The following is a 24,330-nucleotide window of genomic DNA, read 5'->3' on the forward strand; positions in this document are numbered from 1 at the left end:
CGGGATGGGGCCGCCGCGTTCGGCGGTGCCCGCGGCCATGCCGCGTAGTGCTGCCGGGATCAGCTCGGCCAGGCGGTCCGCGCCGTCGTGGCCACCGGCCAGCCCGTCTGCTCGCATGTACGCGCCTTCCTTAGGGTTGCCTTGCCTACGCTGTGCAACAGTACGGCGACCGACGGCTGCCTGTCACCCGGCCCCGTCCAGCATGCTCGACCGGGTGGCGGGGACGCGTCGGCCATCGGGAGTAGGTTCGGCGCCGGAGGTGATCAGCGTGCCCGCGACCCGATGGGACGTCCTGCTCGCGATCGGCGCCGGCGGTGCGCTGGGCAGTCTCGCCCGCTACGGGCTGTCCGTCGCGATCCCGCACGCGCGCGGCGAGTTCGCCCTCGCGACGCTGCTCACCAACGCGCTCGGCTGCCTGCTCATCGGCGTCCTGATGGCGTTCCTCACGACCACCGCGCGCCCCCACCCCCTGCTCCGGCCGTTCCTCGGCGTCGGCATCCTCGGCGGCTTCACGACGTACTCGACCTTCGTGACCGACACCCTCGACGCGGCCACGACCGGGCGCCTGCTCGGTTCGCTGCTGTACGTGGCGGCCTCGCTGGCGCTGTGCCTGGCCGCGGTGACGGCCGGGCTGACGGCGACGCGCGCACTCCGGAAGGGACGCTGATGGAAGGACCGGCCACCCGCCTCACGATCTACCTCGGCGAAGACGACCACTGGCACCACAAGCCGCTATACCACGAGATCGTCCGCCGGGCGCGCGACGCCGGCCTCGCGGGCGCTTCGGTGCTTCGCGGCGTCGAGGGCTACGGCGCTTCGTCGCTGATCCACACCACGCGGATCCTCTCGCTGTCGGAGGACCTGCCGGTGGTCATCGTGATCATCGACGCCGAGGCGAAGCTCCGCGCGTTCCTGCCGCAGCTGGACGAGCTCATCGGCGAGGGTCTGGTGACGCTCGACCAGGTCGAGGTGGTCCGCTACGTGGGGCGCACCGAGTGACCCTCGTCCTGGTGGCCCTCGGCGGCGCCGCGGGTTCGATCCTGCGCTACCTGACCGACCGGCGGGTGCAGGCGTGGCGGGATTCGCCGTTCCCGTTCGGCACGCTCACCGTCAACGTCGCCGGCTCGTTCATCCTGGGCTTCCTCAGCGGCTGGCTCCTGCACGGCGCCGAACCGTCCTCCGTCCGGGCGCTGGTGGCGGTCGGCTTCTGCGGCGGCCTGACGACGTTCTCGACGTTCGGCTACGAGACGGTCCGGCTGTTCCTGGAGAAGACGCGGCTTTACGCGGTGCTCAACGTGCTGGTGACGGTGGCCGCGGGCCTGACCGCCGGGGCCGCCGGGCTGCTGCTGGCCACCGTCACCTTCTCGTAGAAATCAGCGCGGAGCCAGGCCGCGCACCTGGTCGAACGGGTCCCCGCCGGTGGGCAGCAGCGCGATGATCGGCGTCGTCAGCCCGTTGTCCACATAGGACTGGACCTGCTCCCGGCACGACTCCACGCTGCCGTGGATCACCAGTTCGTCCACGACCGAGTCGGGGATCACCTGGTTGGCCTTCTGCCGGTCGCCGGCCGCCCACGCTTCGTGCATCGGCGCCAGTGCCTCGCCGCGGCCGAGCCAGTCGTGGAAGGCCGCGTAGACCGGGACCGTCAGGTAGCTCGAGATCAGCATCCGCCCCAGGCCGCGCGCCGCCTCGGCGTCCTCCGTCGGGCAGACGAAGATGCGGGCCGCCAGCTCGGCGTCCGGGCCGATCACCGAACGCACCTTGGGCACGTCCGAAGCCGCCAGCCAGTTGGTGATCGCGCCGTCCGCCTCGCGGGCCGCCAGCCGCAGCATGCCGGGGCGCAGGGCCGCCAGCATGATCGACGGCGGCGGGTCGGCCGGGCGCTCCAGGCGGAACTTCGAGACGGCGAACGTGTCGTACTTTTCGGTGACCTTCTCCCCCGCCAGCGCCGAACGCAGGAAGCGCAGCGTGTCCCGCGAGCGCGCGAACGGCTCCTCGAAGGGAGCCGCGTTCCAGTTCGAGACGATCACCGGCGACGACGCGCCGATGCCGAGGACGAACCGGCCGGGGGCCAGCTCCGCGACCGTCGCCGCCTGCATCGCCAGCAGGCCGGGGCCGCGGGTGTACACCGGCACGATCGCCGTGCCCAGCCGCAGCTGGGGCGCCCACTGCGAGGCCAGCACGAGCGGGGTGAAGGCGTCCGTGCCGGCCGTCTCCGCGGTCCACGCGTCGGTGTAGCCGAGGTCGGGCAGCTGCTCGACCAGTTCGCGGTGCGCGGCCAGCGGCACCCCGGTCAGCGGAATCGTCAGGCCCCAGCGGGTCATGCGTTCTCCTTCTCGACGGCGACGGCGGAAAGCTCGCGCAGCAGCCAGTCCACCTGCGTGCGCATCAGGTTCTCCGCGACCTCTTCGGCCTGCGGCGTCATGTGGGTCGCGCCCGCCAGCGGCAGGAAGACGTGCGGGCGTCCCTTCGCCAGCAGCGCCGACGACAGCCGCAGCGCGTGCGCGACGAACACGTTGTCGTCCGCCAGCCCGTGCACGATCAGCAGCGCGCGGCTCAGCTCCGCGGCGCTCTCGATCAGCGAGTTGTGCGCATAGCTTTCCGGGTCGTCCTGCGGCGTCCCCAGGTAACGCTCGGTGTAGTGCGTGTCGTACAGCGACCAGTCGGTGACCGGCGCGCCCGCGACCGCCGCGTGGAACACGTCCGGGCGGCGCAGCACGGCCAGCGCCGACAGGTACCCGCCGTAGGACCAGCCGCGGATCGCGACGCGTTCGAGGTCCAGCTCGGGGTGCGCGGCCGCGGCCGCCTGCACCGCGTCCACCTGGTCCTGCAGCGTGACGTCGGCGAGGCGGCCGTGGATCTCGCGCTCCCACACCGCGCCGCGCCCGGGCGTGCCGCGGCCGTCCGCGACGAGCACCGCGAAGCCCTGGTCGGCCAGCCACTGCGAGGTCAGGAACGCGTTGCGGCTCTGCAGCACGCGCTGGGCGTGCGGCCCGCCGTACGGGTCGAGCAGCACCGGCAGCCTGCCCTCGCTGGGCTCGTAGCCGCGGGGCAGCAGCAGCGCCGCACGAAGGCCGCGCTCGCCCAGCGTCAGCCAGGTCAGGTTGGGCACGATCTCGGGGTCCACAGTGGACGACGCGATCGACGCGACCGGCGAGCCGTCCCGCAGGACGGACACGCGCGGGCCGCTGTAATCCAGGCTCCACGACGAAAGCACGGTGATCGCCGCGGACCCGGACCCGACGTGCACGCCATCCACAGTGGACAACCGGCGGACCGACGAGCCCTCGGTCCGGAAGACGTGGATCTGCGTCGGGTCGGCCTCGGACGCGCTGAAGAGGATCTCGTCGCCGACGTCGAGCACCGCGCGCAGCTGCAGCCCGGCCGGGGTGACGGCCTCGCCGCCGACGAACAGCCGGTGGTCGCCGTCGACCATGCCCTCGGTGACCAGGCGCCCGTCCGGCGTCCACGCCGGCACGCCGCCGACGATGTCGATCCAGTGCCGGTCGGCCGCGGTGTGCACGACCGACGTCGAGCCGTCGGCGACGTCGAGCGCGAGGACGTCCATCCGCTTCTGGTCGCGCGGCTGGACGGCCAGCAGCGGCGCGCCGCCCGCCGACCAGTGCACCGATGCCAGGTACTCCCACTCCCCCGGCTCGACGTCGACGCGGGAGCCGTCCAGGCCGAGCACCGCCAGCGAAACGAGCGCGTTCGTGGTGCCCGCGGCCGGGTAGGCGACGACGTTCGCCGGCCGCTGCGGGTTGGCCGGGTCGGCGATGGTCCAGCGCGGCACCGGGCCGCGGTCCGAGCGCTCGGCCAGGACGCTGCGGCCGTCCGGCGCCCACCAGTAGCCGCGGGTGCGGTCCATCTCCTCGGCCGCGATGAACTCGGCGAGCCCCCAGGCGATGTCCTCGCCGTCCTCCTCGACCAGCACGCGGTCCTCGCCCGTGGCCAGCTCCAGCACGTGCAGCCGCCGGTCCTGGACGTAGGCGACGTGCGTGCCGGCCGGGCTGGGCCGCGGGTCGATGACCGAACCCTCGACGCGCAGCGTCACCTCGCCGGACGCGAGGTCCAGCGTGTAGAGCTTGCCCGAGAGGGAGAACACCGCGACCGTGAAAGCCGCGTCGACGCCGTAGTGCACGACGCCGCCGCCGGTCTCGCGGGCGCGCTCGCGGCGCGCCCGCTCCTCGGCGGGCAGCTCCTCCTCGCCGGGCAGCAGCTCGGCGGCGTCGACCAGCTTGGTCTCGGCGCCGGTCGCCAGGTCCGCCGACCAGAGGCTGTGCCGGGGGTCGGTGCCCGACTCCGCGCGCAGGAACAGCACGCGGGAGCCGTCCGGGGCGACCCGGAACTCCTTCGGCGCACCGAGGGTGAAGCGCTGGGTACGGGCCTGCTTGCGGAGGAACGGGAGGTCGTCGACATCGGTCACGCCCGCACTCTTTCAGACGATCACTCCGGTACGCCAACACCCTTCAGCTTCGCCAGTTCCGCGGCGACGTCGTAGTCCGGCTCCGGGAACCGCGGCTTGAGCTCGGTGAGCGTCTCGATGAGCAGCTCCGCGACGGCCCAGTTCCGGTACCACTTGTGGTCGGCCGGCACCGCGTACCAGGGCGACGTCTTCTTGAAGATGTCGGCGTAGGCCTGCTGGTAGGCGGGCCAGTGCGAGCGCGCCTCGAGATCGCCCGGGTTGTACTTCCAGCGCTTCTCCGGCGTCTCCAGCCGCGCTTTGAGCCGCTTGAGCTGCTCCTCCGGCGAGATGTGCAGGAAGACCTTGACGACGGTGGTGCCCGCGCCGGCCAGCTCCTCCTCGAAGGCGTTGATCTCGGCGTAGCGGCGGCGCCGCTCGGCCGCGGTCAGCAGCCCGGTCACGCGCGGGACCAGGATGTCCTCGTAGTGCGAGCGGTCGAAGACGCCGATCTGGCCGGGCGAGGGCAGCTGCTTGCGAATCCGCCAGAGGTAGTGGTGCCGCCGCTCGGCGGGTGTCGGCGCCTTGAACCCGGCGTAGCGGACGCCCATCGGGTTGACCAGGCCGAGCACGTGCGAGACGGTGCCGCCCTTGCCGGAGGTGTCCATGCCCTGCAGCACGAGCAGGACGCTGCGGGTGCCGCCGCCGACGCCCTCGGCGTAGAGCGCCTCCTGCAGCGACGACAGCCGTTCGCCCGCGCTGCCGAGCTTCTCCAGTGCCTTGGGCTTCTTGCCGGGTCCGACCGGGGTCGAGCCCGGGTCCGGGAGCTCCCCGTCGATGCGCAGCGCGTCCCGTACCCGGCGTCCGCCGTCCTTTTTGGCCATCCCGGCACGATAACGACTCGAGCGGCGGCTTTCTCGGCGAACACAGCGGCCCTCGCACGCAGCGTTTCGAGGGTGCCCACACCGAACTGCGCAACGAACAACGGGTGAAAGCAACGATTCCCGGCTGAATTCTGCGTGTCGTGCCCTTAACCTGAACGCATGACGACGTTCGCCGGCCGGGAGACCGCCGCCCCCTCCGCCGCGAGCTTCATCGAGCTCGACGAGCGGTGGAGCACGCACAACTACCACCCGCTGCCCGTCGTGATCGCCGAAGCCGCGGGCGCCTCGGTGACCGACGTCGAGGGCCGGTCCTACCTCGACTTCCTCTCCGGGTATTCGGCCATGAACTTCGGCCACCGCCACCCGGACCTGGTCGCCGCCGCCGTCGAGCAGCTCGGCCGCGTCACGCTGACTTCGCGCGCGTTCCACCACGACCAGCTGGGCCTGTTCTGCCAGGAGCTGGCCGAGCTGACCGGCACCGAGCTGGTGCTGCCGATGAACTCCGGCGCCGAGGCCGTCGAGTCCGCGGTGAAGGTCGCCCGGAAGTGGGCGCACCAGGTCAAGGGCGTGCCGGACGGCACCGCCGAGATCGTTGTCGCCGGTTCGAACTTCCACGGCCGGACCACCACGATCGTGTCGTTCTCGACCGACGAGACCGCGCGCGCCGACTTCGGCCCGTTCACGCCCGGCTTCGTCACGGTGAAGTACGGCGACGCGGCCGCGCTGCGCGACGCGATCACCCCCCGCACCGCCGCCGTGCTGCTGGAACCCGTGCAGGGCGAGGCCGGCGTCATCGTGCCGCCGGAGGGCTACTTCGCGGAGGTCCGCGCCGCGTGCGACGAGCACGGCGTGCTGCTGATCGCCGACGAGATCCAGTCCGGCCTGGCCCGCACCGGCACCGTGCTCGCGCTGGACCACGAAGGCGTCCGCGCCGACGTGTACACCCTCGGCAAGGCCCTCGGCGGCGGCATCCTGCCGGTGTCGGCGGTGGTCGGCCGCCGCGACGTGCTGGGCGTGCTGAAGCCGGGCGAGCACGGCTCGACGTTCGGCGGCAACCCGCTGGCCTGCGCGGTCGGCCGCGCGGTGGTCCGCCTGCTGAAGACGGGCGAGTTCCAGCAGCGCTCCACCGAGCTGGGCGCCCACCTGCACACCCGGCTGACCGGGCTGATCGGGCACGGCCTGTCCGAGGTCCGCGGCCGCGGCCTGTGGGCGGGCATCGACATCGCCCCCGGCGGCCCCTCCGGCCGCGACGCCTCCCAGGCACTGGCGGCGCGGGGCGTGCTGTGCAAGGAGACGCACGAGCGCACGCTGCGCGTGGCGCCGCCGCTGGTGATCACCCGCGAGGAGCTGGACCGCGGCATCGACGCGATCGCCGAGGTCATCCGCCCCTGAACCCCCCGGATGCCGCCGGGTGAGCCTCCCGCCCCGGCGGCATCCGGGAGCACAACGTCCCGGCTGGGCGGTGCCGCGAAGGTGGCCTTCGCGGCTTTCGGGAGCGAACCGCGCGGAACGGACGTTGTGCCCGGTATGGGATCAGGGGAATGGGTGGAACGGCCGCTCGCCGGCGCGGACAACGTCACGCCGGCCGAGCTGTACGAGCGGGGGAAGCGGCTCCGGGAGAAGACTCCCGCCGCCGCGCACGAGCACGACGTCGCCGGTGCGGATCGGCCGACGCCGGAGCAGTACTTCGAGGCCAGCAACGCCGGGCGGCTGCCCGAACTGGCCGACCTGAGGCGCGAACGCATGCGCGCGTCGCCGTTCACCTTCTTCCGGGGTGCCGCCGGGCTGATGGGCGCCGACCTCGCCGGCACGCCGTCGGCCGGGCTCACCGCGCAGCTCTGCGGGGACGCGCACGCGGCGAACTTCGGGCTCTACGGCACGCCCGAGGGCAAGATCGTGATGGACATCAACGACTTCGACGAGACCGTGCCGGGCCCGTGGGAGTGGGACCTCAAGCGGCTCGCCGCCAGCCTGGTGCTCGCCGGCCGTGAGGGCGGCATCGGCGAGTCCGGCTGCCGCGAAGCCGCCGAAGACGCCGTGAAGTCCTACCGACGGACCATCCGCGCGCTGGCCGACCTGCCGTTCCTGCGGTCGTGGAACGCCCTGCCGGACTCCTCGGTGCTGTCCAAGGCCCGCGCGGACGAACTGATCGACGACTTCGCCGACGCCGCCGAGAAGGCCCGCAAAAACACCAGCGCCAAGGTCGCGGCGAAGTGGACCGAGCGCGTCGACGACCACGAGACCGGCCTGGCGCGCCACCGGTTCGTCGAGGACCCGCCGGTGCTGACGCACGTCGGCGAGCGGACCGCCGAAGCCGTCGCCGCCGGTCTGGTGTCCTATGTGGACACGCTTCGCGAGTCGCGGCGGACGCTGATCTCGCGCTACCGGATCGCCGACGTCGCCTTCCGCGTGGTCGGCACGGGCAGCGTCGGGCTGCGCAGCTACGTCGCCCTGCTGCACGGCAACGACGAGGAAGACCTGGTGCTGCAGGTGAAGCAGGCGCAGCGCCCGGCGCTGGCCCCGTACCTCGACCTGCCCGCCGCCGACCACGAAGGCCGGCGCATCGTCGACGGCGCCCGGCTCGTCCAGGCCGAAACGGACATCCTGCTCGGCTGGACCACCATCGACGGCCTGCCGTTCATCGTCCGGCAGTTCCGCAACCTCAAGGGTGACATCGACCCGGCGGAACTGGAGAAGGACCACCTCGACGACTACGGCCGCCTGGCCGGGGCGCTGCTCGCCCGCGCCCACACGCGCTCACTGCACCCGAAGCTCCTGGCGGGTTACTTCGCCGACGACTCCGAGCTGGACGAGGCCTTGGGCGCGTACGCCGTCCGCTACGCCGACCGGACAGAAGCCGACCACGCCGCCTTCGCCGCAGCCTGAGCACGTGGCCGGTCGTGAGTGTTGAGTCGGGTTAGAACCCGACTCAACACCCACGACTACGCTCGCACGGTGAGGAAGATGTGGGTGGCGGCGGCGGTCTGCGGGCTGCTCGCGCTGCTGCTGGGGCTGCCGTTCGCCGGCGGGACGGCGCCCGGCGCCGTGGACGAGACGGCCGCCGGCTGGATCGCGCACCTGAGTCCCGGCGTGGTGCGGGTCCTGGTGCTGCCGACCGAGCCCTACGTCGTCGTCGCGCTCGGGGTGCTCGCCGTCGTCCTCTGCCTCCGCGCCGGACAGCGACGAGAAGCCGCGCTCGCGCTCGGCGTTCCCGTGCTGGCCATCCTGCTCACGAGCTGGCTGCTCAAACCGCTGTACGACCGCTGGAAGAACGACACCCTCGTCTACCCGAGCGGGCACACCGTGAGCCTGGTGGCCGTGCTGACCGTGCTCGTCCTCGTCACCCGCAAGGTGCTCGTCGCCGTGCTGTCCGCGCTGGCGCTGCTGGCGGCCACCGCCGGGCTGGTCGGGATGGGGTACCACTACCTGACCGACGTCGTGGGCGGGACGCTGTTCGCCGTCTCCGTCGTGCTGTTCAGCTGGCCGGCGCCGCGTCGCGTGCCAGCGCCGTCAGCCGGCTGACGGCGCGCAGGTACTTCTTGCGGTAGCCGCCGTTCACCATCTCCTCGGTGAACAGCGACGGCAGCGGCTCGCCCGACACCACCACCGGGATCGCGCGGTCGTAGAGCCGGTCGGCGAACGCCACGAGCCGCAGGCCCACGTTCTGGTCCGGCGCCGGGTGGACGCCGCGCAGGTGCACGCGGGTGACGCCGTCCAGCAGCCGCCCGTAACGCGACGGGTGCAGGGAAGCCAGGTGCTCGCACAGCGCGTCGAAGTCGTCCACAGTAGACCCTTCGTGCGCGGCCACCGACGCCTCGAGCTCGGCCGGGGTCACCGGCGGCGGCGCGTCCGGCAGGCCGCGGTGGCGGTAGTCCGGGCCGTCGACGCGCACCACGTCGAACCGGGCCGAAAGCGTCTGGATCTCGCGCAGGAAGTCCTCGGCCGCGAACCGGCCCTCGCCCAGCTTCTCCGGCAGCGTGTTCGACGTCGCCGCGATGTGCACGCCGACGTCCATCAGCTCCTGCAGCAACCGCGTGACCAGGGTGGTGTCGCCCGGGTCGTCGAGCTCGAACTCGTCGATGGCCAGGAGCCGGTGCTCCGACAGCCGCCGCACGGCCTCGGCGAACCCCAGCGCCCCGACCAGGTGGGTCAGCTCGACGAACGTCCCGTACGCCTTGGGCGACGGCGCCGCGTGCCACGCCGAGGCCAGCAGGTGGGTCTTGCCGACGCCGAAGCCGCCGTCGAGGTAGAGCCCGCCGGCCGGTTCCGGCGCGCCGCCGCCGAAGAGCTTGAAGCGCTTCTTCTCCTTGCGCGCCCCCACTTTCGCGGCGAACGCCGAGCACGCCTCGACCGCGGCGGCCTGGCTGGGCTCGTCGGGGTTCGGGAGGTAGGTGCCGAACCGGACGGCGTCGAAGCGCGGCGGCGGCACCAGCGCGCCGATCAGCTCGTCGGCGGACAGCTCGGGACGACGTCCGGTGAGGTGCGCGGGCATGGTCGCAGAGCCTATCCGCCGCTGTCCCCCGTCCGGGGAGCCGTGTGCCCCGGTGGAGACGTGCTTCACGCCCGTGCTGGGATTGTCCGGTGCGGAGCGTGTGGCCCCTCTCCTCGGGCGAGCTGACCGGGGAAGACCTCGAAGAGATCTACGCCTGTCCGGCGACCCTCGACCGGCCGTGGGTGCAGGTCAACTTCGTCGCGTCCGCCGACGGCGCCGTCGAGGTGGACACCACGTCGGCCGGGCTGTCCCACGCCGCCGACCGGCGGATCTTCCTGCTCGGCCGCGACCTCGCCGACGTCGTGCTGGTCGGTGCCGGGACCGCCCGCGCGGAGGACTACCGCGGGGTCGTCGCGGGCCCGAAGCGCCTGGCCCGCCGCCGCCGCCTCGGCTTCACGGGTGTGCCGCCGATCGCGGTGGTGACCCGGAGCGCGGACCTCGACCCCGCGTCCCGGCTGTTCACCGAGACCGTCGTGCCCCCGATCGTCGTCACGACGGAGACGGCGGAGACCGGGCCGCTCGAAGCCGCCGGCGCAACGGTTCTGCGCGCGGGCACCGCCGACGTCGACCTGCCGCGCGCGCTCGACCTGCTGGCCGGGCTGGGGCTGCGCCGGATCGCGTGCGAAGGCGGCCCGCGGCTGTTCGCGCAGCTCATCGAGGCCGACCGCGTCGACCAGCTGTGCCTGACCGTCGCGCCGCTGCTCGTGGCCGGGACGGCGGACCGGATCGCCACCGGTCCCGCGGCCGTCCCCCGGCGGCTGGAGCTGGCGTCGATCCTGGTCGAGGACGGCTTCACGTTCCTGCGCTACCGCCGGGCCGCCGGGTGAGCGCCGACACCGACCTGGCCACCCGGGCCGCGGCCGGGGACGAAGCCGCGTTCGGCGCGCTCGTGCGGGAGCACACGCCCCGGATGTACCGGGTCGCGCTGCGCATCACCGGCAGCCCCGCCGAAGCCGAGGACGTCGTGCAGGAGTCGTGGCTCGCCGCGTGGCGCGCGCTCGGCACGTTCCGGCACGAGTCCGCGGTGTCGACCTGGCTCTACCGGGTGGTCACCAACAGCGCGCTCGCTCTGCTGCGCCGCCGCAAGCCCACGATCTCGCTGGACGAGCCGGCCGGCCAGTCCACTGTGGACACGGCCCGGCTCGCCGTCCCCGGTCCCGAGGGCAGGGTCGTGCGCGCGGAAGAGGTCGACGCGGTGCTGCGGGCGATCGGCAGGCTCGAGGTGTCGCAGCGGGTGCCGCTCGTGCTGCGCGAACTGGAGGGGCTGAGCTACGAAGAGGTCGCGGAAGTGCTCGACGTGAACGTCGGCGCCTTGCGCTCCCGGCTGCACCGGGCCAGGGTGGCGCTGCTCGCCGAGTTGAGGGAGCGGTGATGGCCGAGCAGACCGACCCCGAGCACGACCCGCGCTGGGACGCCGTGCGCGCCGCCGCCCGGCGCCGCGTGCCGACCCCGCCCGGCCTGGTCGAACGCGTGCTGCGGGCGGTAGCGCGCGGCCGCCGGACGGCCGTCGACGTACCCGGGGACGACGGCGGGCTCCGGATCACCGAACAGGCCGTCGTCCGGCTGGCCGGGACCATCGCGGCCGGCCGGGCCCCCGGCGGCGTGCGCGTCGCGGCCGTCGCCCTCGAGGACGACGTCGTGCAGGTGCTGGTGTCGGTGCGCTTCGGCGTCGTCGCCGACGGAGCCGCCGAGGCGCTGCGGCGGGAGCTCACCGCAGAGCTGTCCCGGCAGCTGGGCGTCACGACCGCGGTGAACGTGCACGTCGTGGACGTCCACGCGGACTGAGCATTCCCCCGTTCGGGGGACCTTGCGTGAGGGATCCGCGCTCCCGGGCATCGTAGGGACGAGAGACCGCCGCGAGAGGAGCCAGCACGCATGCACCCGGAACGGACCGAGAGCCCCGGCACGGTGACGCCGCTGAACGAGGAGGGCGCCGCCGGCCGCACCACGATCTCGTCGCTGGTCGTGCAGAAGGTGGCGGGACTCGCCGCCCGTGAGGTCGCCGGCGTGCACGCACTCGGCGGCGGCGGGGTGTCCCGCGCGATCGGCGCGCTGCGCGAGCGGATCCCCGGTTCCGGCACGGTGACCACGACGGGCGTGTCGGTCGAGGTCGGCGAGAAGCAGACCGCGATCGACCTCGACGTCGTCGTCGAGTACGGCGCCCGGATCACCGACGTCGCCCGCGCGGTGCGGCGCAACGTGATCACCGCGGTCGAGCAGATCACCGGGCTCGAGGTGATCGAGGTGAACATCGCGGTCAACGACATCCACCTGCCGGGCGACGAAGAGCCCGAGTCCACGCGGGTGGAGTGACCGCCCGCGGACCCTCGGACCCGGAAGGCCGCGCAGCCTTCCGGGCGTTCGTGCGCACCCACCACCCGGACGTTGGCGGCGACCCGGCCGAGTTCGCGGCGGGGCTCGCCCGCTTCCGCGAATCCGCGCCGGACGCCCGCTTCGACGCACCGGTCAGCTTCGTCCGCCGCCGCCGGGGTTTCGCGGCGCTGTTCACCCGCTTCCGCCGCCGCCCGCCCCGGGTGCGGTGACCGCCCCGCCGGGGCAAGCTTCTCGCATCGCCCGTCCAAGGAGGACATGTGAACGCAACGCAGACCGGGCTCCTGGCCGGGCTGGTCCTCGGCCTCGCCGCGACCCAGGGATTCACCGCGTTCCTGGTGACACTGGCCGTCGGGATCATCGGCCTGGTCGCCGGCCGGGTCCTCGACGGCGAACTCGACCTCGGCGAACTGTTCGGCAAGGGCCGCGACAAGTGAACCGCGCCCTCGACGTGCCGCGCGAGCTCGCCGAACCGGCCGAGCGCGGCACCCTCACCATCGGCCACGCGGTGGTGCGCAAGGTCGCCCAGCACGCCGCCGACCAGGTGCCGGGCACCGCGCGCGACGGCAAAAAGGGCGCGAAGGCCAAGGTCGGCGGCCTCGACAACGACGTCGACCTCGCGCTGGACCTCGCCCTGCGCTACCCGGGCGCGGTCCGCGCGGTCGTCGGCGACGTGCGCGAGAAAGTCACCGAAGAGGTCGAGCTGCTCACCGGCTACCACGTGCGGACGCTCGCCGTGACGGTCTCCGCGCTGCTGCCCGAAGCCGCGCCGAGGGTGCGGTAGCCGTGCGCCCGTTCGTCCGCGTCCTGGCGACGCTGCTCGGCCTGGCCTTCGCCGCCGCCGGCGCGCTGCTCGCCCTCGAAGTCGGCTGGCACTGGTGGCGCCCGGATTCGGCGCCGCTGCTGGTGCCGTGGCCGCGCTGGCAGGCCCAGCTCGCGGCGCTGGGCTGGGACGCCTACGCGGTCCGCGTCGGCGCCGGCGTGGTCGCCGCCGCGGGCCTGGTGCTCGTCGTCTGTGCGATGGCGGCCGGCAGCCGCGCGGTGCGGCTGACCGACCCGGCCGACGGGGTGAGCGTCTCGACGTCGCCGCGTTCGCTGGCCCGGCTGGTCGGGCTGACCGTGCGCGCGCAGGACAACGTCGCCGGCGCGTCGGTCACCGCGAGCGCGCGGCGGATCCGCGTCCGGGCGAAGAGCGTCCTGGAAGCCGAGGGCGAACTGCGGCCGCGGCTGCTCGAAACCGTCGCCGCCCTGCTCGACGACGTCCCGCTGGCGCGGCGGCCGAAGGTGACCGTCGTCGTCGACTCGCCGAAGGACCGCCGATGAGCAAGTCCATCGCCGCGAAGGCACTTTCCCGGTCCTACACGGGCGAACGCGTGCTGACGTTCCTCGTCGGGCTGCTCGCCCTGCTCGGCGGCGCGCTCGCGCTCGTCGTCGGCTTCGGGGTGCTCGGCGAGTACCGCGGCCGCCGTCCGCTGCTCGACCCGATGGCCGTCGAGTGGCTCGGGAGCCACGCGACCCCCGCGCGGATCGGCGCGATCGTGCTCGGCGTGCTGCTGTTCGTGCTCGGCCTGCGCTGGGCACTGCGCTCGCTGCGCCCGGAACCGCGGCCGGACCTGGACCTCGACCGCACCGAAGGCGCCGAGCTGGTGGTCACCGCGGCCGCGATCGCCGACGCCGTCCAGGCCGACGCGGAACGGCTCGGCGGCGTCAGCCGCGCCCGGGTCCGCGCCGTCGGCTCGCGCACCGCCCCGGCGTTGCGGATCACGCTGTGGCTGCACGAAGGCACCGACCTCAAGGGGGTCTGGGCGGACTTGGACACCCAGGTGCTGGCGCGGGCCCGCGACTCGCTCGGCCTCGACGTCCTGCCCACCGCCGTCCGGCTGGAGCTCGACACGGCCCCGGCGAAACGCGTGCGCTGAGCCGGGCTTTTCCGCAGAATGCGCAGCATGCCCCTACCGCTGCAGCCGCCGCTGAAGCCGATGCTCGCCAAGCCGTCGAAGGCCATCCCGGACTCCGGCGGCCTGCTGTTCGAGCCCAAGTGGGACGGCTTCCGCTGCCTCGTCTTCCGCGACGGCGACGAGCTGTACCTGCAGTCCCGCGCGGAAAAGCCGCTCAACCGGTACTTCCCCGAAGCGGTGGCCCGGCTGCTGGAGGTGCTGCCGCCGCGGGTCGTGCTGGACGGCGAGCTCGTCGTCGCGCGCAACGGGCGGCTCGACTTCGACGCCCTCACCGAGCGGATCCACCCGGCCGAAAGCCGCATCACGCTGCTGGCGGCCGAGCAGCCCGCCGAGTTCGTCGCCTTCGACGTCCTCGCCCTCGGCGACGACCTGCTGCTCGACGAGCCGACGTCGGTGCGGCGCGACCGGCTCGTGGAGCTGGCCGGCGAGAAGTTCCCGCTCACCCCGGCCACCACCGACCCGGCCACCGCGCGGCACTGGTTCGAGCTCTTCGAGGGCGCCGGCCTCGACGGCGTCATCGGCAAGCCCTTGGACGAGCCGTACACACCCGGCAAGCGCGTGATGCTCAAGTACAAGCACGTGCGCACCGCGGACTGCGTCTTGGCCGGGCTGCGCTGGCACGTCGACGGCGGCCCCGGCGAACTGGTCGGCTCGTTCCTGCTCGGCCTGCACGACGAGCACGGCGTGCTGCACCACGTCGGCACGGTCGGGTCGTTCCCGATGCCGCGCCGCCGCGAACTGGCCGAGGAGCTCGCGCCGCTGGTCACCGACGGCGAGGACCACCCGTGGGGCGGGCTCGCGAAGGGCGAGGGCCAGCGCATCCCGGGCGGGATCACGCGCTGGCGCGCCACCGAGCACGAGTGGGTGCCGCTGCGGCCCGAGCGCGTGGTCGAGGTCGCCTACGAGAACACCGAAGGCGGGATGCCGTCGCGGTTCCGGCACAACGCGCGGTTCAAGCGCTGGCGTCCGGACCGCGAAGCCGCGTCGTGCGACTACAGCCAGCTGGACGAGCCGGCCCGCTACGACCTCGACGCCGTGTTCCGCGGCCAGGTCGTGCGGACCCGCTAACCCTCGTCCCACACCGGCCGTGCGAAGCTCGGCTGGCCCCTGCCCTTGATCGTGCTCGACGTGAGGATCCCGCCCGTGCGCCGCCGCCGTTCCCGTGTCCTGGTCGCGCTGCTCGCCCTGGCCTCCGCCGCGGGGTGCGCCGCCGGGCCGTCGGTGCGCCCGGCGCTGGTCGAGAACGACGGGAAGACCACCGGCAGCACGCCGTCCGCGACGCCGCCGGTGCCGCTGCCGCCGCTGGCCGAACCGCAGTCGCCGACGCTGAAGTGGGCCGACTGCGACGACGACACCCGGCAGCGGATCGGCACCCCCGCCGTCCCGGACAGCCTGCACTTCACCTGCGCGCGCGTGACCGCCCCGCTGGACGCCCCCGGCGAGCCCCGCCGGTCGCTGGTGCGGCTGCTGGCGCTGAAGGTGGGCAGCGGGCCGGTGCCGCTGGTGGTGGTCAACGACGTCGACGGCGAGCCGGGCACGGTGTACGCGGCCCGGCTGGCGGCGACGCTGCCACCGGCGTTCCTGGAGAAGTTCTCGCTGGTGGGCGTGGACCGCCGCGGCACCGGGATGTCCGGCGCCGCCCAGTGCGTGCCGCCGGACATCCGCCACGACCTGATCGACGCGGACCCGGCCCAGGGCGGCCTGCAGGACGTCCTGGACGCGGCCCGCAAGGCCGGCCAGCAGTGCGCGATCGAGCTGGACGACTCCCAGACGGCGCTGGACAGCTGGCGCTCGGCGGGCGACCTCGACGAGGTCCGCAAGCAGCTGGGCATGGAGCGGCTGAACGCCCTCGGCCGCGGCGACGGCTCGAAGGTGCTGGCCGAGTACGCGGTCCGCTTCCCGGCCCAGGTCGGCCGCGTCGTCCTCGACGGCGTCCCCGACCCGGGCGCGGACACCGCGGCGGTCCTCGACGCGGTCGCCGCCGGCGCGCAGTCCACCTTGGACGCCTTCGGCACGGATTGCGCTTCGCGCGGTTGCGCTTTGGGTGACCCGAAGGCGGCGCTGGCCGCGTTGACCGACCAGCTGCGCGCGAACACGCCGTCGACCGACGAGGGCGTCCCGTTCGGCCCGGGCGTGGCGATGTACGCGGTGTATTCGGGGCTGTCGCAGCGTTCGCGCTGGCCGGAGCTGGCGGACGCGGTGGTGGCCGCGCGCGGCGGGAACATCGGCCCCCTGGCGGCGTTCGCGGCCCCGGTCCTGCACGACTCGCGCGCCCAGCCGTCGCGGATCGACGCGACGATCGCGACCCGCTGCAACGACAGCCAGTCCCGCCTGTCGGCCGACCAGCTCGACCAGGTGGTGGCCGGCATGCGAGCGAAGTACCCGCAGTTCGGCGCGGTGATCGCCCAGCAGCTGGCGTGGTGCGGCCCGTGGCCGGTGCGCACGGAGCCCCTGCCGGCCCCGGGCGCCCCGGGCGCCCCGCCGATCCTGGTCGCAGCCACGGCGGCCGACCCGGCAACGCCGGGAGTGGGCAGCACCCGCGCGGCGGACCAGATGCCCTCGGCGGTGACGATCACGTGGCAGGGCGCGGGCCACGGCGCGGTGGGCGCTTCGCCGTGCGTGACGGACGCGGCGCGGGCGTTCCTGGTGGACGGCAAGATCCCGGCGAACGGCACCCTCTGCCCCGCCTGACCCGCTGCTCGCCTCCGGGGGCCACTTCCGGGTTCCGGCGAAGGCGGGGTGGTCCGGTACCCCAGGCCGGTCCCGCGCCGCTCACGGTGCCGTGGTCCCGGCATCGCGGGGTCGGCGCGGCATCGCGGCTGCCGGGGTGACGTGAATGACTCATTCCTGTCGTCTGACGACAGGAATGAGTCATTCACGTCGTCCGGCGGCAGGCAGGACGGGCGGGTCAGGTCTCGCGGAGGGCGGCGTTGAGGCGGGCCGCCTCGCGGGTCAGGTGTTCGACCTCCGCCAGGTTCGTCGCCTTCCGGGCCGCCTCCGCGTACAGCTGCGCCGCCCTCGCCAAGTCGCCCTCGCGCTCGTGGAGGTACGCCGCCACCGCCGCGTACCTCGGGAGTCCCGCGTCCAGCTCCGCCAGTGCCGCCAGCCCGGCGCGCGGGCCGTCGGCCTCGCCCACCGCCACCGCGCGGTTGAGGCGGACGACCGGGCTCTTCGTCAGCGCGGCGAGCTCGTCGTACCACTCCACGATCTGCACCCAGTCGGTCTCGGCCGCCGCCGGGGCGTCCGCGTGCAGGGCCGCGATCGCCGCCTGGGCCTGGAACTCGCCCAGCTGATCCCGCGCCAGGGCGGTCTGCAGGATCGACACGCCTTCGGCGATCAGCTTCGTGTCCCACGTGGACCGGTCCTGCGCGGCCAGCGGGATCAGCTCGCCGTCCGGGCCGGTGCGGCCGGCTCGCCGGGCGTGGTGCAGCAGCATCAAGGCGAGCAGTCCCGCCACCTCCGGGTGATCGATCGCCGCCGCCAGGCGGCGGGTGAGGCGGATCGCCTCCGCCGCCAGGTCGACGTCGCCCGAGTAGCCCTCGTTGAACACCAGGTACAGCACGCGCAGCACCGTCGCGACGTCGCCGGGCTCGTCGAACCGCACGCCCGAGACCGTCTTCTTGGCCCGGCTGATGCGCTGGCCCATCGTCGCCTCGGGCACCAGGTACGCCTGCGCGATCTGGCGCGTGGTCAGCCCGCCCACCGCACGCAGGGTCAGCGCGACCGCGGACGACGGCGTCAGCGACGGGTGCGCGCACAGGAAGTACAGCTGCAGCGTGTCGTCGACCGCCGTCGCCGGGCCGGGGGCCACCTCGGCTTCGACGACGTCCTCACGACGGCGGCGGGCGGTGTCGGCCCTGGTCGCGTCCAGGAACTTGCGCCAGGCCACCGTGACCAGCCAGCCCTGCGGGTCGCGGGGCGGGTCGTCCGGCCAGGTGCGGAGTGCCTCGATCAGCGCGTCCTGGACGGCGTCCTCGGCCGCCGCGAAACCGGCGCCGCGGCGGACGAGGACCCCCAGGACGGCCGGGGTGAGGCTGCGGAGCAGGACCTCGTCCACCGTCACTCCGTGATGGTGGGCGGCACGGCGAGGAACGGGCGCAGCTCGAGCCACTCCTGGATCGGCTTCCCGCCCGGGCCGGGCGCGGCCGACAGCTCGCCGGCCAGCTCGAGCGCGCGCTCGTAGCTGTCGACGTCGATCACGACCCAGCCGGCGATGAGGTCCTTGGTCTCGGCGAACGGCCCGTCGGTGACCGGCGGGCGGCCCTCGCCGTCGTAGCGGACGAACGTGCCCTCCGGGGCGAGTGCCTGGGCGTCGGCGAGCTCGCCGGTCTCCTCGAGCTTCGCGTTGAAGTCCAGCATGTACTTGACGTGCGCGGTGATCTCGGCCGGCTGCCACTGGTCCATCGGGACGTCGCAGCCCGGGGCCGCCGGCGCGCCGCGGTAGTGCTTGAGCAGCAGGTACTTGGCCATCGTGGTGCTCCCTCGGTGGTGGGCGACCGGCGTTCCCGGTCGCGCTCACCCCGGGGACGAAGCCAAGTGCCGAGCTTCGACATCGCCGCCAGAAAATCTTACTGGCGGTACGACTCCACCTCGGAGACCGGGCGCGGCGTGGCCTCGTCCGGGTTCTCGTGGAACTCGGTCTTCGCGCGCCGCTGCCGGAGCAGGTCCCAGCACTGGTCGAGCTGCTGCTCGACCGCGGTGAGGCGCTCCTTGTCGCCGCCGCTCAGCCCCACGCCGACCGAGCGCGACCGGAGCTCGTGCTCCTCCGCGATCAGCTCGTCGATCCGGCCCAGGATTTCGCCGTCGGCCATCAGTGGTCCTCCTCTTCCGGGATGCTCAGGGGAGACGCTACCCCGGCCCCGGGAATTCCCGCCGCGGCCGGTTCGTTGACCTGGGCATGAGCACCGTTGAGCTGACCGCCGAGAACTTCGACCAGACGGTAACCGACAACGAATTCGTCCTGATCGACTTCTGGGCGAGCTGGTGCGGGCCGTGCCGCCAGTTCGCGCCGGTCTACGAGAAGGCCTCCGAGAAGCACGACGACATCGTGTTCGCGAGCGTCGACACCGAAGCGCAGCAGCAGCTCGCCGCCGCCTTCGACGTCCGCTCCATCCCGACGCTGGCCATCATCCGGGACAAGACCCTGATCTACGCCCAGCCCGGCGCGCTCCCCGAGCCCGCGCTGGAAGAGCTCATCAAGCAGGCCCGCGACGTCGACATGGACGAGGTCAAGCGCAAGGCCGCCGAAGCCGACGCCGAACAGGCCTGACCACCACCACATGACGGAGGCCGCCCCGCGGGGCGGCCTCCGTCATGTTCAGGACTTCGTCGCGAGCCCGCGCAGGAAGAACGCGAGGTTCGCCGGACGCTCGGCCAGGCGGCGCATGAAGTAGCCGTACCACTCGTCGCCGTAGGGCACGTAGACGCGCATGCGCGCGCCCGAAGCCGCGATCCGCGCCTGCTCCTCCGGCCGGATGCCGTAGAGCATCTGGAACTCGTGGTCGTCGGCCGTCCGGCCGTTCTCCTCGGCCAGCGCGGCGGCGATCTCGATCATCCGCGGGTCGTGCGAAGCCACCATCGGGTAGCCCTGCCCCGCCATCAGGACGCGCAGGCAGCGGACGTAGGACTTGTCCACCTCGGACTTCTCCTGGAACGCCACCGACTCCGGCTCGGCGTACGCGCCTTTGCACAGCCGCACGCGCGACCCCGGACCCGACAACGAACGGCAGTCCGCCTCGGTCCGGTGCAGGTAGGCCTGCAGCACCGCGCCGACCCACGGGAACTCGCCGCGCAGCTCGCGCAGGATGCCGAGCGTCGAGTCCGTGGTGGTGTGGTCCTCCATGTCCAGCGTCACGGTGGCGCCGACCGCCTCGGCCGCCGCGCAGATCTTCCGCGCGTTCTCCAAGGCGACGTCCTCGCCGTTCGACGGCAGGAATTGGCCCACCGCGGACAGCTTCACGGAGACGTCCGCCCCGGAAGCCAGGCCTTCCGCGGCGAGCGCGGTCAGCACGGCTTCGTAGGCCGCCACGGTCGACGCCGCCTGCGTGGCGTCGGTGGTGTCCTCGCCGAGGTGGTCGAGGGTGATCCGCCTGCCGTCGGCGGCCAGTTCCCTGGCCACGCGGACGGCGTGGGCGGTCTCGGACCCGGCGACGAACCGGCGCACCACGGATCGCGTGGCGGGCACGGCTTCGACGAGCCGCCGGATGCCCTTCGAGCGGGCGGCGGCGAGCAGCGGGGCACGCAGCATGACGAACTCCTCAGCCCTGGTGCGGGTAGCGGACGGTGGTCGGCGGGACGAACGTCTCCTTGATCGAGCGCGGGCTGGTCCAGCGCTGGAGGTTGAAGATCGACCCGGCTTTGTCGTTGGTGCCCGAGGCCCGCGCGCCGCCGAACGGCTGCTGGCCGACGACGGCACCGGTCGGCTTGTCGTTGACGTAGAAGTTGCCGGCGGCGAACCGCAGCGCCTCGGACGCCTTCGCCACGGCCGCGCGGTCGTCGGCGATGATCGCGCCGGTCAGCGCGTACGCGGCGGTCTCGTCGACGAGCTTCAGCACCGCGTCGAAGTCGCCGTCTTCGTAGACGTGGATCGACAGGATCGGCCCGAAGTACTCGGTCGAGAAGATCTCGTGCTTCGGGTTGTCCGACACGAGGATCGTGGGCTGCACGAAGTAGCCGACGCTGTCGTCGGCGGTGCCGCCGGTCAGCACCTCGACCGACGCGTCGTCCTTGACGCGGTCGAACAGCGCCGTGTGCTTGGCGAACGCGCGTGCGTCGATGACCGCGCCGCCGAAGTGCGACAGGTCGGTGACGTCGCCGTAGGTCAGCGCCTCGGTCTCCGCGACCAGGCCGTCCTTCACCCGGTTCCAGACACTGCGAGGGATGTACGCGCGCGAAGCGGCGGAGCACTTCTGGCCCTGGTACTCGAAGGCGCCGCGGACGAGCGCGGTGCGCAGGACGTCGACGTCGGCCGACGGGTGCGCGACGATGAAGTCCTTGCCGCCGGTCTCGCCGACCAGCCGCGGGTACGAGCGGTAGCCCGCGATGTTCGCGCCGACCGTGCCCCACAGGTGCTGGAACGTCGCGGTCGAGCCGGTGAAGTGGATGCCGGCCAGGTCGCGGTGGGTCAGGGCGACCTCGGAGACGGCCTTGCCGTCGCCGGGCAGCAGGTTGATGACGCCCGGCGGCATGCCGGCCTCTTCGAGCAGCCGCATGGTCAGGTGCGCGGCGAAGGACTGCGTCGGCGACGGCTTCCACAGCACCGTGTTGCCCATCAGCGCGGGCGCGGTCGGCAGGTTGCCGGCGATCGCGGTGAAGTTGAACGGCGTGATCGCGTAGACGAAGCCCTCCAGGGGGCGGTGCTCCATCCGGTTCCACACGCCCGGCGAGCTGACCGGCTGCTCGGTGAGCACGCGGCGGCCGAACTCGACGTTGAAGCGCCAGAAGTCGGCGAGCTCGCAGGCGGAGTCGATCTCGGCCTGGGTCGCGGTCTTGGACTGGCCGAGCATGGTGGCGGCGTTGAGCGTGGCGCGCCACTTGCCGGTGAGCAGGTCGGCGGCGCGCAGCAGGATCGCGGCGCGGTCGTCGTAGGACAGCGCGCGCCACTCCGGCGCGGCCTTCGCGGCCGCGGCGATGGCGTCGGTGGTGTCCTGCTGCGTCGCGCTGTGGATGGTGCCCAGCACGTGCTGGTGGTGGTGCGGCTGGACGACGTCGATCTTCTCGCCGCCGCCGGGGCGCTGCTCGCCACCGACGGTGACCGTGAGGTCGACGGGTTCCGCCTGGCCCAGCCGCTTGAGCGCACCCTCGAGTTCGGCGCGCTCAGCGCTGCCCGGCGCGTACGTCAGCACCGGCTCGTTCTTCGGGGCGGGGGTCTGGGTCACGGCGTCCACGGCGGCTCCTCTGCTGCTCCGGCTAGATGCCCCGAACGGTAACTCCGGACACTCCCCGACGGCTTGTCCGACCGGCTAAAATCGCCCGTATGATCTTGGCCGATCGGATAACTGCGCGGTGACCTCGCTGAGGCATGTGCTGGCGACGCTCGGCGAGCCGCTCGTCGAGGTCGTCGTGGCGCCGCACGGCCTGGGCGTGCCGGTCTCCGACGTCGTGATCCTCGACCCCGAAGACCCCTTGGAAGCCTCGCCGGGCGACCTGGTGCTGGTGATCGGCGCACGCGGCCGGGCGGCGGCGCCGGCGATCCGCGCGGCCGGGCGCGGCGGCGCGGCGGCGGTGGCGGTCAAGGGCGCGACGGGCGCGGACGTCGCCGCCGACGCGGGCGTCGCGTTGCTGACCGTCGGCGCCGAGGCCCGGTGGGAGCAGGTCGAGTCGCTGGCCCGCGGGGTCGTCGAGGCGGCCCGCGCGGGCGGCGAGGCGGCCAGCGGCGAGGTGCTCGGCGACCTGTTCGCCCTGGCCCAGACCATCGCGACGCTGACCGGCGGCCTGGTCAGCATCGAGGACACCGCGAACCGCGTGCTCGCCTATTCGCGGGCGGGTGACGAGGTCGACGAGCTGCGTCGGCTGTCGATCCTCGGCCGCGAAGGCCCGGAACGCTACTTGGCGATGCTCCGCGAATGGGGTGTCTACCAGCGGTTGCGTGCCGGTGAGGGGATCGTGCGCATCGACGAGCGCCCCGAGCTGGGCATCCGGCGGCGGATCGCGGCGGGCATCCACGCGGGCAAGCAGCCGCTCGGCACGATCTGGGTCCAGGAAGGCGCCCAGCCGCTCACCGAACGCGCCGAGACCGCGCTGCTCGGTGCGAGCCGGACCCTCGCCCCGCAGCTCATCCGGGCCCGCACGCTGCCCAGCCCCGAACTGCGGCTGCGCGAGGACCTCCTGGCCAGCCTGCTGGAAGGCCGGCTCGACGCGGAATCCGTGGCGGACGACATCGGCGCCGACCCCTCGCGCCCGGCCCAGGTGCTCGCGTTTTCGCTGGAACGCTCGGACAACCGGCAGCTGCGGCGCGCCGAGCTGGTGCACCTGATCGCCGTGCACACGGCGGCCTACCGGCGCAGCGCGCTGGTGAGCGTGATCGGCGGCCGCGTCTACGCGCTGCTGCCGGACCTGCCCGAGCACTCCGACGCGGCGGTGCTGGCCCTGGCGCGCGAGATCGCCGCCACCGCCCGGCGGCACCTCGACGTCCCGGTGCGGGTGGCGCTCGGCGGCGTCGTGCCGCGCCTGTCCGACGCGGCCGCGTCCCGGGGCGACGCCGACCGCGTCCTGGCGGCGATGGCCCGCGGGCGCTGGGCCGCCGACGTCGCCTCGCTGGCCGACGTCCGCGCCGAGGTGCTGCTGTCGGAGGTGCTGGCGTACCTCGGCGGGCAGCCGCGCATCCGCGACCCGCGCCTGACCGCGCTCACCGAGCACGACGCGGAGCACGGCGGCATCCTCGTCCCGGCCGTCCTGGCCTGGCTGGACGCGTTCGGCGACGTCCGGGCGGCGGCCCGGGTGCTGAACATCCACCCGAACACCGTGCGCTACCGCGTCCGCCGCGCGACCGAGGTGTCCGGCGTGGACTTCGACGACCCGGCCCAGCGCATCCTGACTCAGCTGCAGCTGCGGCTCTGACCCTGCTAGCTTCGCCGCCGTGGATCTCTTCTCGCGCACGTGGGCGGCGTTGCGCGCCGCGGTCGCTTCCCTGTCCGACGACGACTTCGCGAAGCCGTCCGGCTGCCGGGGCTGGCTGGTCCGGGACCTGGTCTGCCACCTGGTGATCGACGCGCAGGACGTGCTGATCACGCTGGTCACGCCGTCCTCGGCGGCACTTACGCACGACGCCGTCACCTACTGGGCTCTGTCGGACGCGCTGCCTTCGGGCGACGACCCGCTGGACGCGCTGATCGTCCGGCTGGCGGCGGCGTACGAAGACCCGGCGCTGCTCAAGTTCCACCTCGACGACGTCGGCGCGGCGGCCGGGCGCGCGGCGGACCTGGCGGACCCGGGCACGCGCGTGTCGACGCAGGACATGGTGCTGACGGCGGGCGACTACCTCTCGGCGTACGTGCTGGAGTGGACGCTGCACCACCTGGACCTGGTGACCCGCCTGCCCTCGGTGCCCGGGCCGCCGCCGGAGGGGCTCGCGGAAACGCGGTCGATGCTGGAGAAGATCGCCGGGACGGCGTTCCCGGCGTCGTTCTCGAACACCGACGTCTTGCTGGTGGCGACCGGGCGGCGGGCGCCCACGGAGGCCGAGCACGAGGCCTTGGGCGAGCTGGCCGCGCGGCTGCCGTTCGTGCTCGGGTGAGGCAGGGCGCCCTGCCTCACCCGGCTCAG

General features: G+C 73.4%; 29 protein-coding genes. 20 read left to right on the forward strand and 9 right to left on the reverse strand.

The window, feature by feature from the left end; translation table 11 throughout:
• Positions 1-259 precede the first annotated feature (259 nt).
• Genes SD460_RS36535 through crcB form a run of 3 tightly spaced genes read left to right on the forward strand, consistent with a single transcriptional unit; the run spans position 260 to position 1,370 of the window.
• Positions 260-667: a fluoride efflux transporter FluC gene (locus SD460_RS36535; protein ID WP_290057402.1), complete on the forward strand. Its 408-nt coding sequence runs from the start codon at positions 260-262 to the stop codon at positions 665-667.
• Positions 667-999: a DUF190 domain-containing protein gene (locus SD460_RS36540; protein WP_290057403.1), complete on the forward strand. Its 333-nt coding sequence runs from the start codon at positions 667-669 to the stop codon at positions 997-999. The genes SD460_RS36535 and SD460_RS36540 overlap by 1 nt, the downstream gene beginning before the upstream one ends.
• The gene (gene crcB / locus SD460_RS36545) at positions 996-1,370 is read left to right on the forward strand and encodes a fluoride efflux transporter CrcB (protein ID WP_318307379.1); all 375 of its coding nucleotides are present in this window, start codon (positions 996-998) and stop codon (positions 1,368-1,370) included. Before SD460_RS36540 ends, crcB begins: the two co-directional genes overlap by 4 nt.
• Positions 1,371-1,373: 3 nt before the next feature.
• Here the strand turns inward: crcB and SD460_RS36550 are convergent, their stop codons facing one another.
• The 3 genes from SD460_RS36550 to SD460_RS36560 are packed head-to-tail and all read right to left on the reverse strand — an operon-like array spanning position 1,374 to position 5,286.
• Positions 1,374-2,324 (reverse strand): LLM class F420-dependent oxidoreductase, encoded by a 951-nt coding sequence (locus tag SD460_RS36550; protein WP_318307380.1) that lies wholly within the window; start codon positions 2,322-2,324, stop codon positions 1,374-1,376.
• The gene (locus tag SD460_RS36555) at positions 2,321-4,426 is read right to left on the reverse strand and encodes a S9 family peptidase (RefSeq protein WP_318307381.1); all 2,106 of its coding nucleotides are present in this window, start codon (positions 4,424-4,426) and stop codon (positions 2,321-2,323) included. Before SD460_RS36555 ends, SD460_RS36550 begins: the two co-directional genes overlap by 4 nt.
• A gap of 20 nt (positions 4,427-4,446) precedes the next feature.
• The gene (locus SD460_RS36560) at positions 4,447-5,286 is read right to left on the reverse strand and encodes a PPK2 family polyphosphate kinase (RefSeq protein ID WP_290057408.1); all 840 of its coding nucleotides are present in this window, start codon (positions 5,284-5,286) and stop codon (positions 4,447-4,449) included.
• Between the two features lie 159 nt (positions 5,287-5,445).
• Between SD460_RS36560 and rocD the strand changes: the two genes are divergently transcribed.
• From rocD to SD460_RS36575, 3 genes are all read left to right on the forward strand, one after another.
• Positions 5,446-6,678, forward strand: coding sequence for an ornithine--oxo-acid transaminase (gene rocD / locus SD460_RS36565; RefSeq protein ID WP_318307382.1), 1,233 nt, complete (start codon positions 5,446-5,448; stop codon positions 6,676-6,678).
• Positions 6,679-6,813: 135 nt separating this feature from the next.
• Positions 6,814-8,172, forward strand: coding sequence for a DUF2252 domain-containing protein (locus SD460_RS36570; RefSeq protein WP_290057410.1), 1,359 nt, complete (start codon positions 6,814-6,816; stop codon positions 8,170-8,172).
• A 78-nt stretch (positions 8,173-8,250) separates the two neighbouring features.
• The gene (locus SD460_RS36575; RefSeq protein ID WP_290057426.1) at positions 8,251-8,808 is read left to right on the forward strand and encodes a phosphatase PAP2 family protein; all 558 of its coding nucleotides are present in this window, start codon (positions 8,251-8,253) and stop codon (positions 8,806-8,808) included.
• On the opposite strand, the gene zapE is transcribed toward SD460_RS36575, so the two are convergent.
• Positions 8,762-9,778: a cell division protein ZapE gene (zapE, locus tag SD460_RS36580; protein WP_290057411.1), complete on the reverse strand. Its 1,017-nt coding sequence runs from the start codon at positions 9,776-9,778 to the stop codon at positions 8,762-8,764. The two genes, SD460_RS36575 and zapE, sit on opposite strands and share 47 nt — an antisense overlap.
• 89 nt (positions 9,779-9,867) lie before the next feature.
• Between zapE and SD460_RS36585 the strand changes: the two genes are divergently transcribed.
• The 11 genes from SD460_RS36585 (at position 9,868) to SD460_RS36635 (ending at position 16,758) form a co-directional block, all read left to right on the forward strand.
• Entirely contained in the window at positions 9,868-10,605 is a 738-nt protein-coding gene (locus SD460_RS36585; protein ID WP_290057412.1) for a pyrimidine reductase family protein, read from the forward strand.
• A complete protein-coding gene (locus SD460_RS36590) occupies positions 10,602-11,150 on the forward strand; it encodes an RNA polymerase sigma factor (RefSeq protein ID WP_290057413.1) in 549 nt (182 codons plus the stop codon). Before SD460_RS36585 ends, SD460_RS36590 begins: the two co-directional genes overlap by 4 nt.
• The gene (locus SD460_RS36595) at positions 11,150-11,563 is read left to right on the forward strand and encodes a hypothetical protein (protein WP_318307383.1); all 414 of its coding nucleotides are present in this window, start codon (positions 11,150-11,152) and stop codon (positions 11,561-11,563) included. The genes SD460_RS36590 and SD460_RS36595 overlap by 1 nt, the downstream gene beginning before the upstream one ends.
• A 90-nt stretch (positions 11,564-11,653) precedes the next feature.
• Positions 11,654-12,091 (forward strand): Asp23/Gls24 family envelope stress response protein, encoded by a 438-nt coding sequence (locus SD460_RS36600; protein WP_125315829.1) that lies wholly within the window; start codon positions 11,654-11,656, stop codon positions 12,089-12,091.
• On the forward strand, positions 12,088-12,321 hold the full coding sequence (locus SD460_RS36605) for a hypothetical protein (protein WP_290057415.1): 234 nt from the start codon (positions 12,088-12,090) through the stop codon (positions 12,319-12,321). The genes SD460_RS36600 and SD460_RS36605 overlap by 4 nt, the downstream gene beginning before the upstream one ends.
• Before the next feature lie 48 nt (positions 12,322-12,369).
• The gene (locus tag SD460_RS36610) at positions 12,370-12,546 is read left to right on the forward strand and encodes a hypothetical protein (protein WP_086865721.1); all 177 of its coding nucleotides are present in this window, start codon (positions 12,370-12,372) and stop codon (positions 12,544-12,546) included.
• Complete coding sequence (locus SD460_RS36615) at positions 12,543-12,893, forward strand: Asp23/Gls24 family envelope stress response protein (protein WP_290057416.1); 351 nt, start codon at positions 12,543-12,545, stop codon at positions 12,891-12,893. Before SD460_RS36610 ends, SD460_RS36615 begins: the two co-directional genes overlap by 4 nt.
• A gap of 2 nt (positions 12,894-12,895) precedes the next feature.
• Complete coding sequence (locus tag SD460_RS36620; RefSeq protein WP_290057417.1) at positions 12,896-13,432, forward strand: DUF6286 domain-containing protein; 537 nt, start codon at positions 12,896-12,898, stop codon at positions 13,430-13,432.
• The gene (locus SD460_RS36625; RefSeq protein WP_290057418.1) at positions 13,429-14,028 is read left to right on the forward strand and encodes an alkaline shock response membrane anchor protein AmaP; all 600 of its coding nucleotides are present in this window, start codon (positions 13,429-13,431) and stop codon (positions 14,026-14,028) included. Before SD460_RS36620 ends, SD460_RS36625 begins: the two co-directional genes overlap by 4 nt.
• A gap of 27 nt (positions 14,029-14,055) precedes the next feature.
• On the forward strand, positions 14,056-15,135 hold the full coding sequence (locus SD460_RS36630; protein WP_290057419.1) for an ATP-dependent DNA ligase: 1,080 nt from the start codon (positions 14,056-14,058) through the stop codon (positions 15,133-15,135).
• 75 nt (positions 15,136-15,210) lie between these two features.
• Positions 15,211-16,758, forward strand: coding sequence for an alpha/beta hydrolase (locus tag SD460_RS36635; RefSeq protein WP_290057427.1), 1,548 nt, complete (start codon positions 15,211-15,213; stop codon positions 16,756-16,758).
• A 217-nt stretch (positions 16,759-16,975) separates the two neighbouring features.
• On the opposite strand, the gene SD460_RS36640 is transcribed toward SD460_RS36635, so the two are convergent.
• The 3 genes from SD460_RS36640 to SD460_RS36650 all read right to left on the reverse strand — a co-directional run bounded on the left by SD460_RS36640 (position 16,976) and on the right by SD460_RS36650 (position 18,878).
• Positions 16,976-18,124 (reverse strand): RNA polymerase sigma factor, encoded by a 1,149-nt coding sequence (locus SD460_RS36640; RefSeq protein ID WP_318307683.1) that lies wholly within the window; start codon positions 18,122-18,124, stop codon positions 16,976-16,978.
• 2 nt (positions 18,125-18,126) lie between these two features.
• On the reverse strand, positions 18,127-18,537 hold the full coding sequence (locus SD460_RS36645) for a YciI family protein (protein WP_318307384.1): 411 nt from the start codon (positions 18,535-18,537) through the stop codon (positions 18,127-18,129).
• A gap of 98 nt (positions 18,538-18,635) precedes the next feature.
• Positions 18,636-18,878: a DUF2630 family protein gene (locus tag SD460_RS36650; RefSeq protein WP_290057421.1), complete on the reverse strand. Its 243-nt coding sequence runs from the start codon at positions 18,876-18,878 to the stop codon at positions 18,636-18,638.
• Positions 18,879-18,964: 86 nt separating this feature from the next.
• On the opposite strand from SD460_RS36650, the gene trxA reads away from it, so the two are divergent.
• Entirely contained in the window at positions 18,965-19,336 is a 372-nt protein-coding gene (trxA, locus tag SD460_RS36655; RefSeq protein ID WP_290057422.1) for a thioredoxin, read from the forward strand.
• A gap of 48 nt (positions 19,337-19,384) precedes the next feature.
• Here trxA and SD460_RS36660 read toward each other — a convergent pair whose 3' ends face one another.
• Positions 19,385-20,314: a proline dehydrogenase family protein gene (locus SD460_RS36660; RefSeq protein ID WP_290057423.1), complete on the reverse strand. Its 930-nt coding sequence runs from the start codon at positions 20,312-20,314 to the stop codon at positions 19,385-19,387.
• Between the two features lie 10 nt (positions 20,315-20,324).
• On the reverse strand, positions 20,325-21,953 hold the full coding sequence (gene pruA, locus SD460_RS36665; RefSeq protein ID WP_290057424.1) for an L-glutamate gamma-semialdehyde dehydrogenase: 1,629 nt from the start codon (positions 21,951-21,953) through the stop codon (positions 20,325-20,327).
• A 118-nt stretch (positions 21,954-22,071) separates the two neighbouring features.
• Between pruA and SD460_RS36670 the strand changes: the two genes are divergently transcribed.
• Both SD460_RS36670 and SD460_RS36675 read left to right on the forward strand, forming a co-directional pair.
• Positions 22,072-23,625, forward strand: a complete 1,554-nt coding sequence (locus SD460_RS36670; protein WP_318307385.1) for a PucR family transcriptional regulator — start codon at positions 22,072-22,074, stop codon at positions 23,623-23,625.
• Positions 23,626-23,644: 19 nt separating this feature from the next.
• Entirely contained in the window at positions 23,645-24,301 is a 657-nt protein-coding gene (locus tag SD460_RS36675; protein WP_290062810.1) for a maleylpyruvate isomerase N-terminal domain-containing protein, read from the forward strand.
• The last annotated feature ends 29 nt before the right edge of the window (positions 24,302-24,330 follow it).

The sequence above is a fragment of the Amycolatopsis solani genome, from assembly GCF_033441515.1.
In the GTDB taxonomy this organism is placed as follows: Bacteria; Actinomycetota; Actinomycetes; order Mycobacteriales; family Pseudonocardiaceae; genus Amycolatopsis; species Amycolatopsis solani.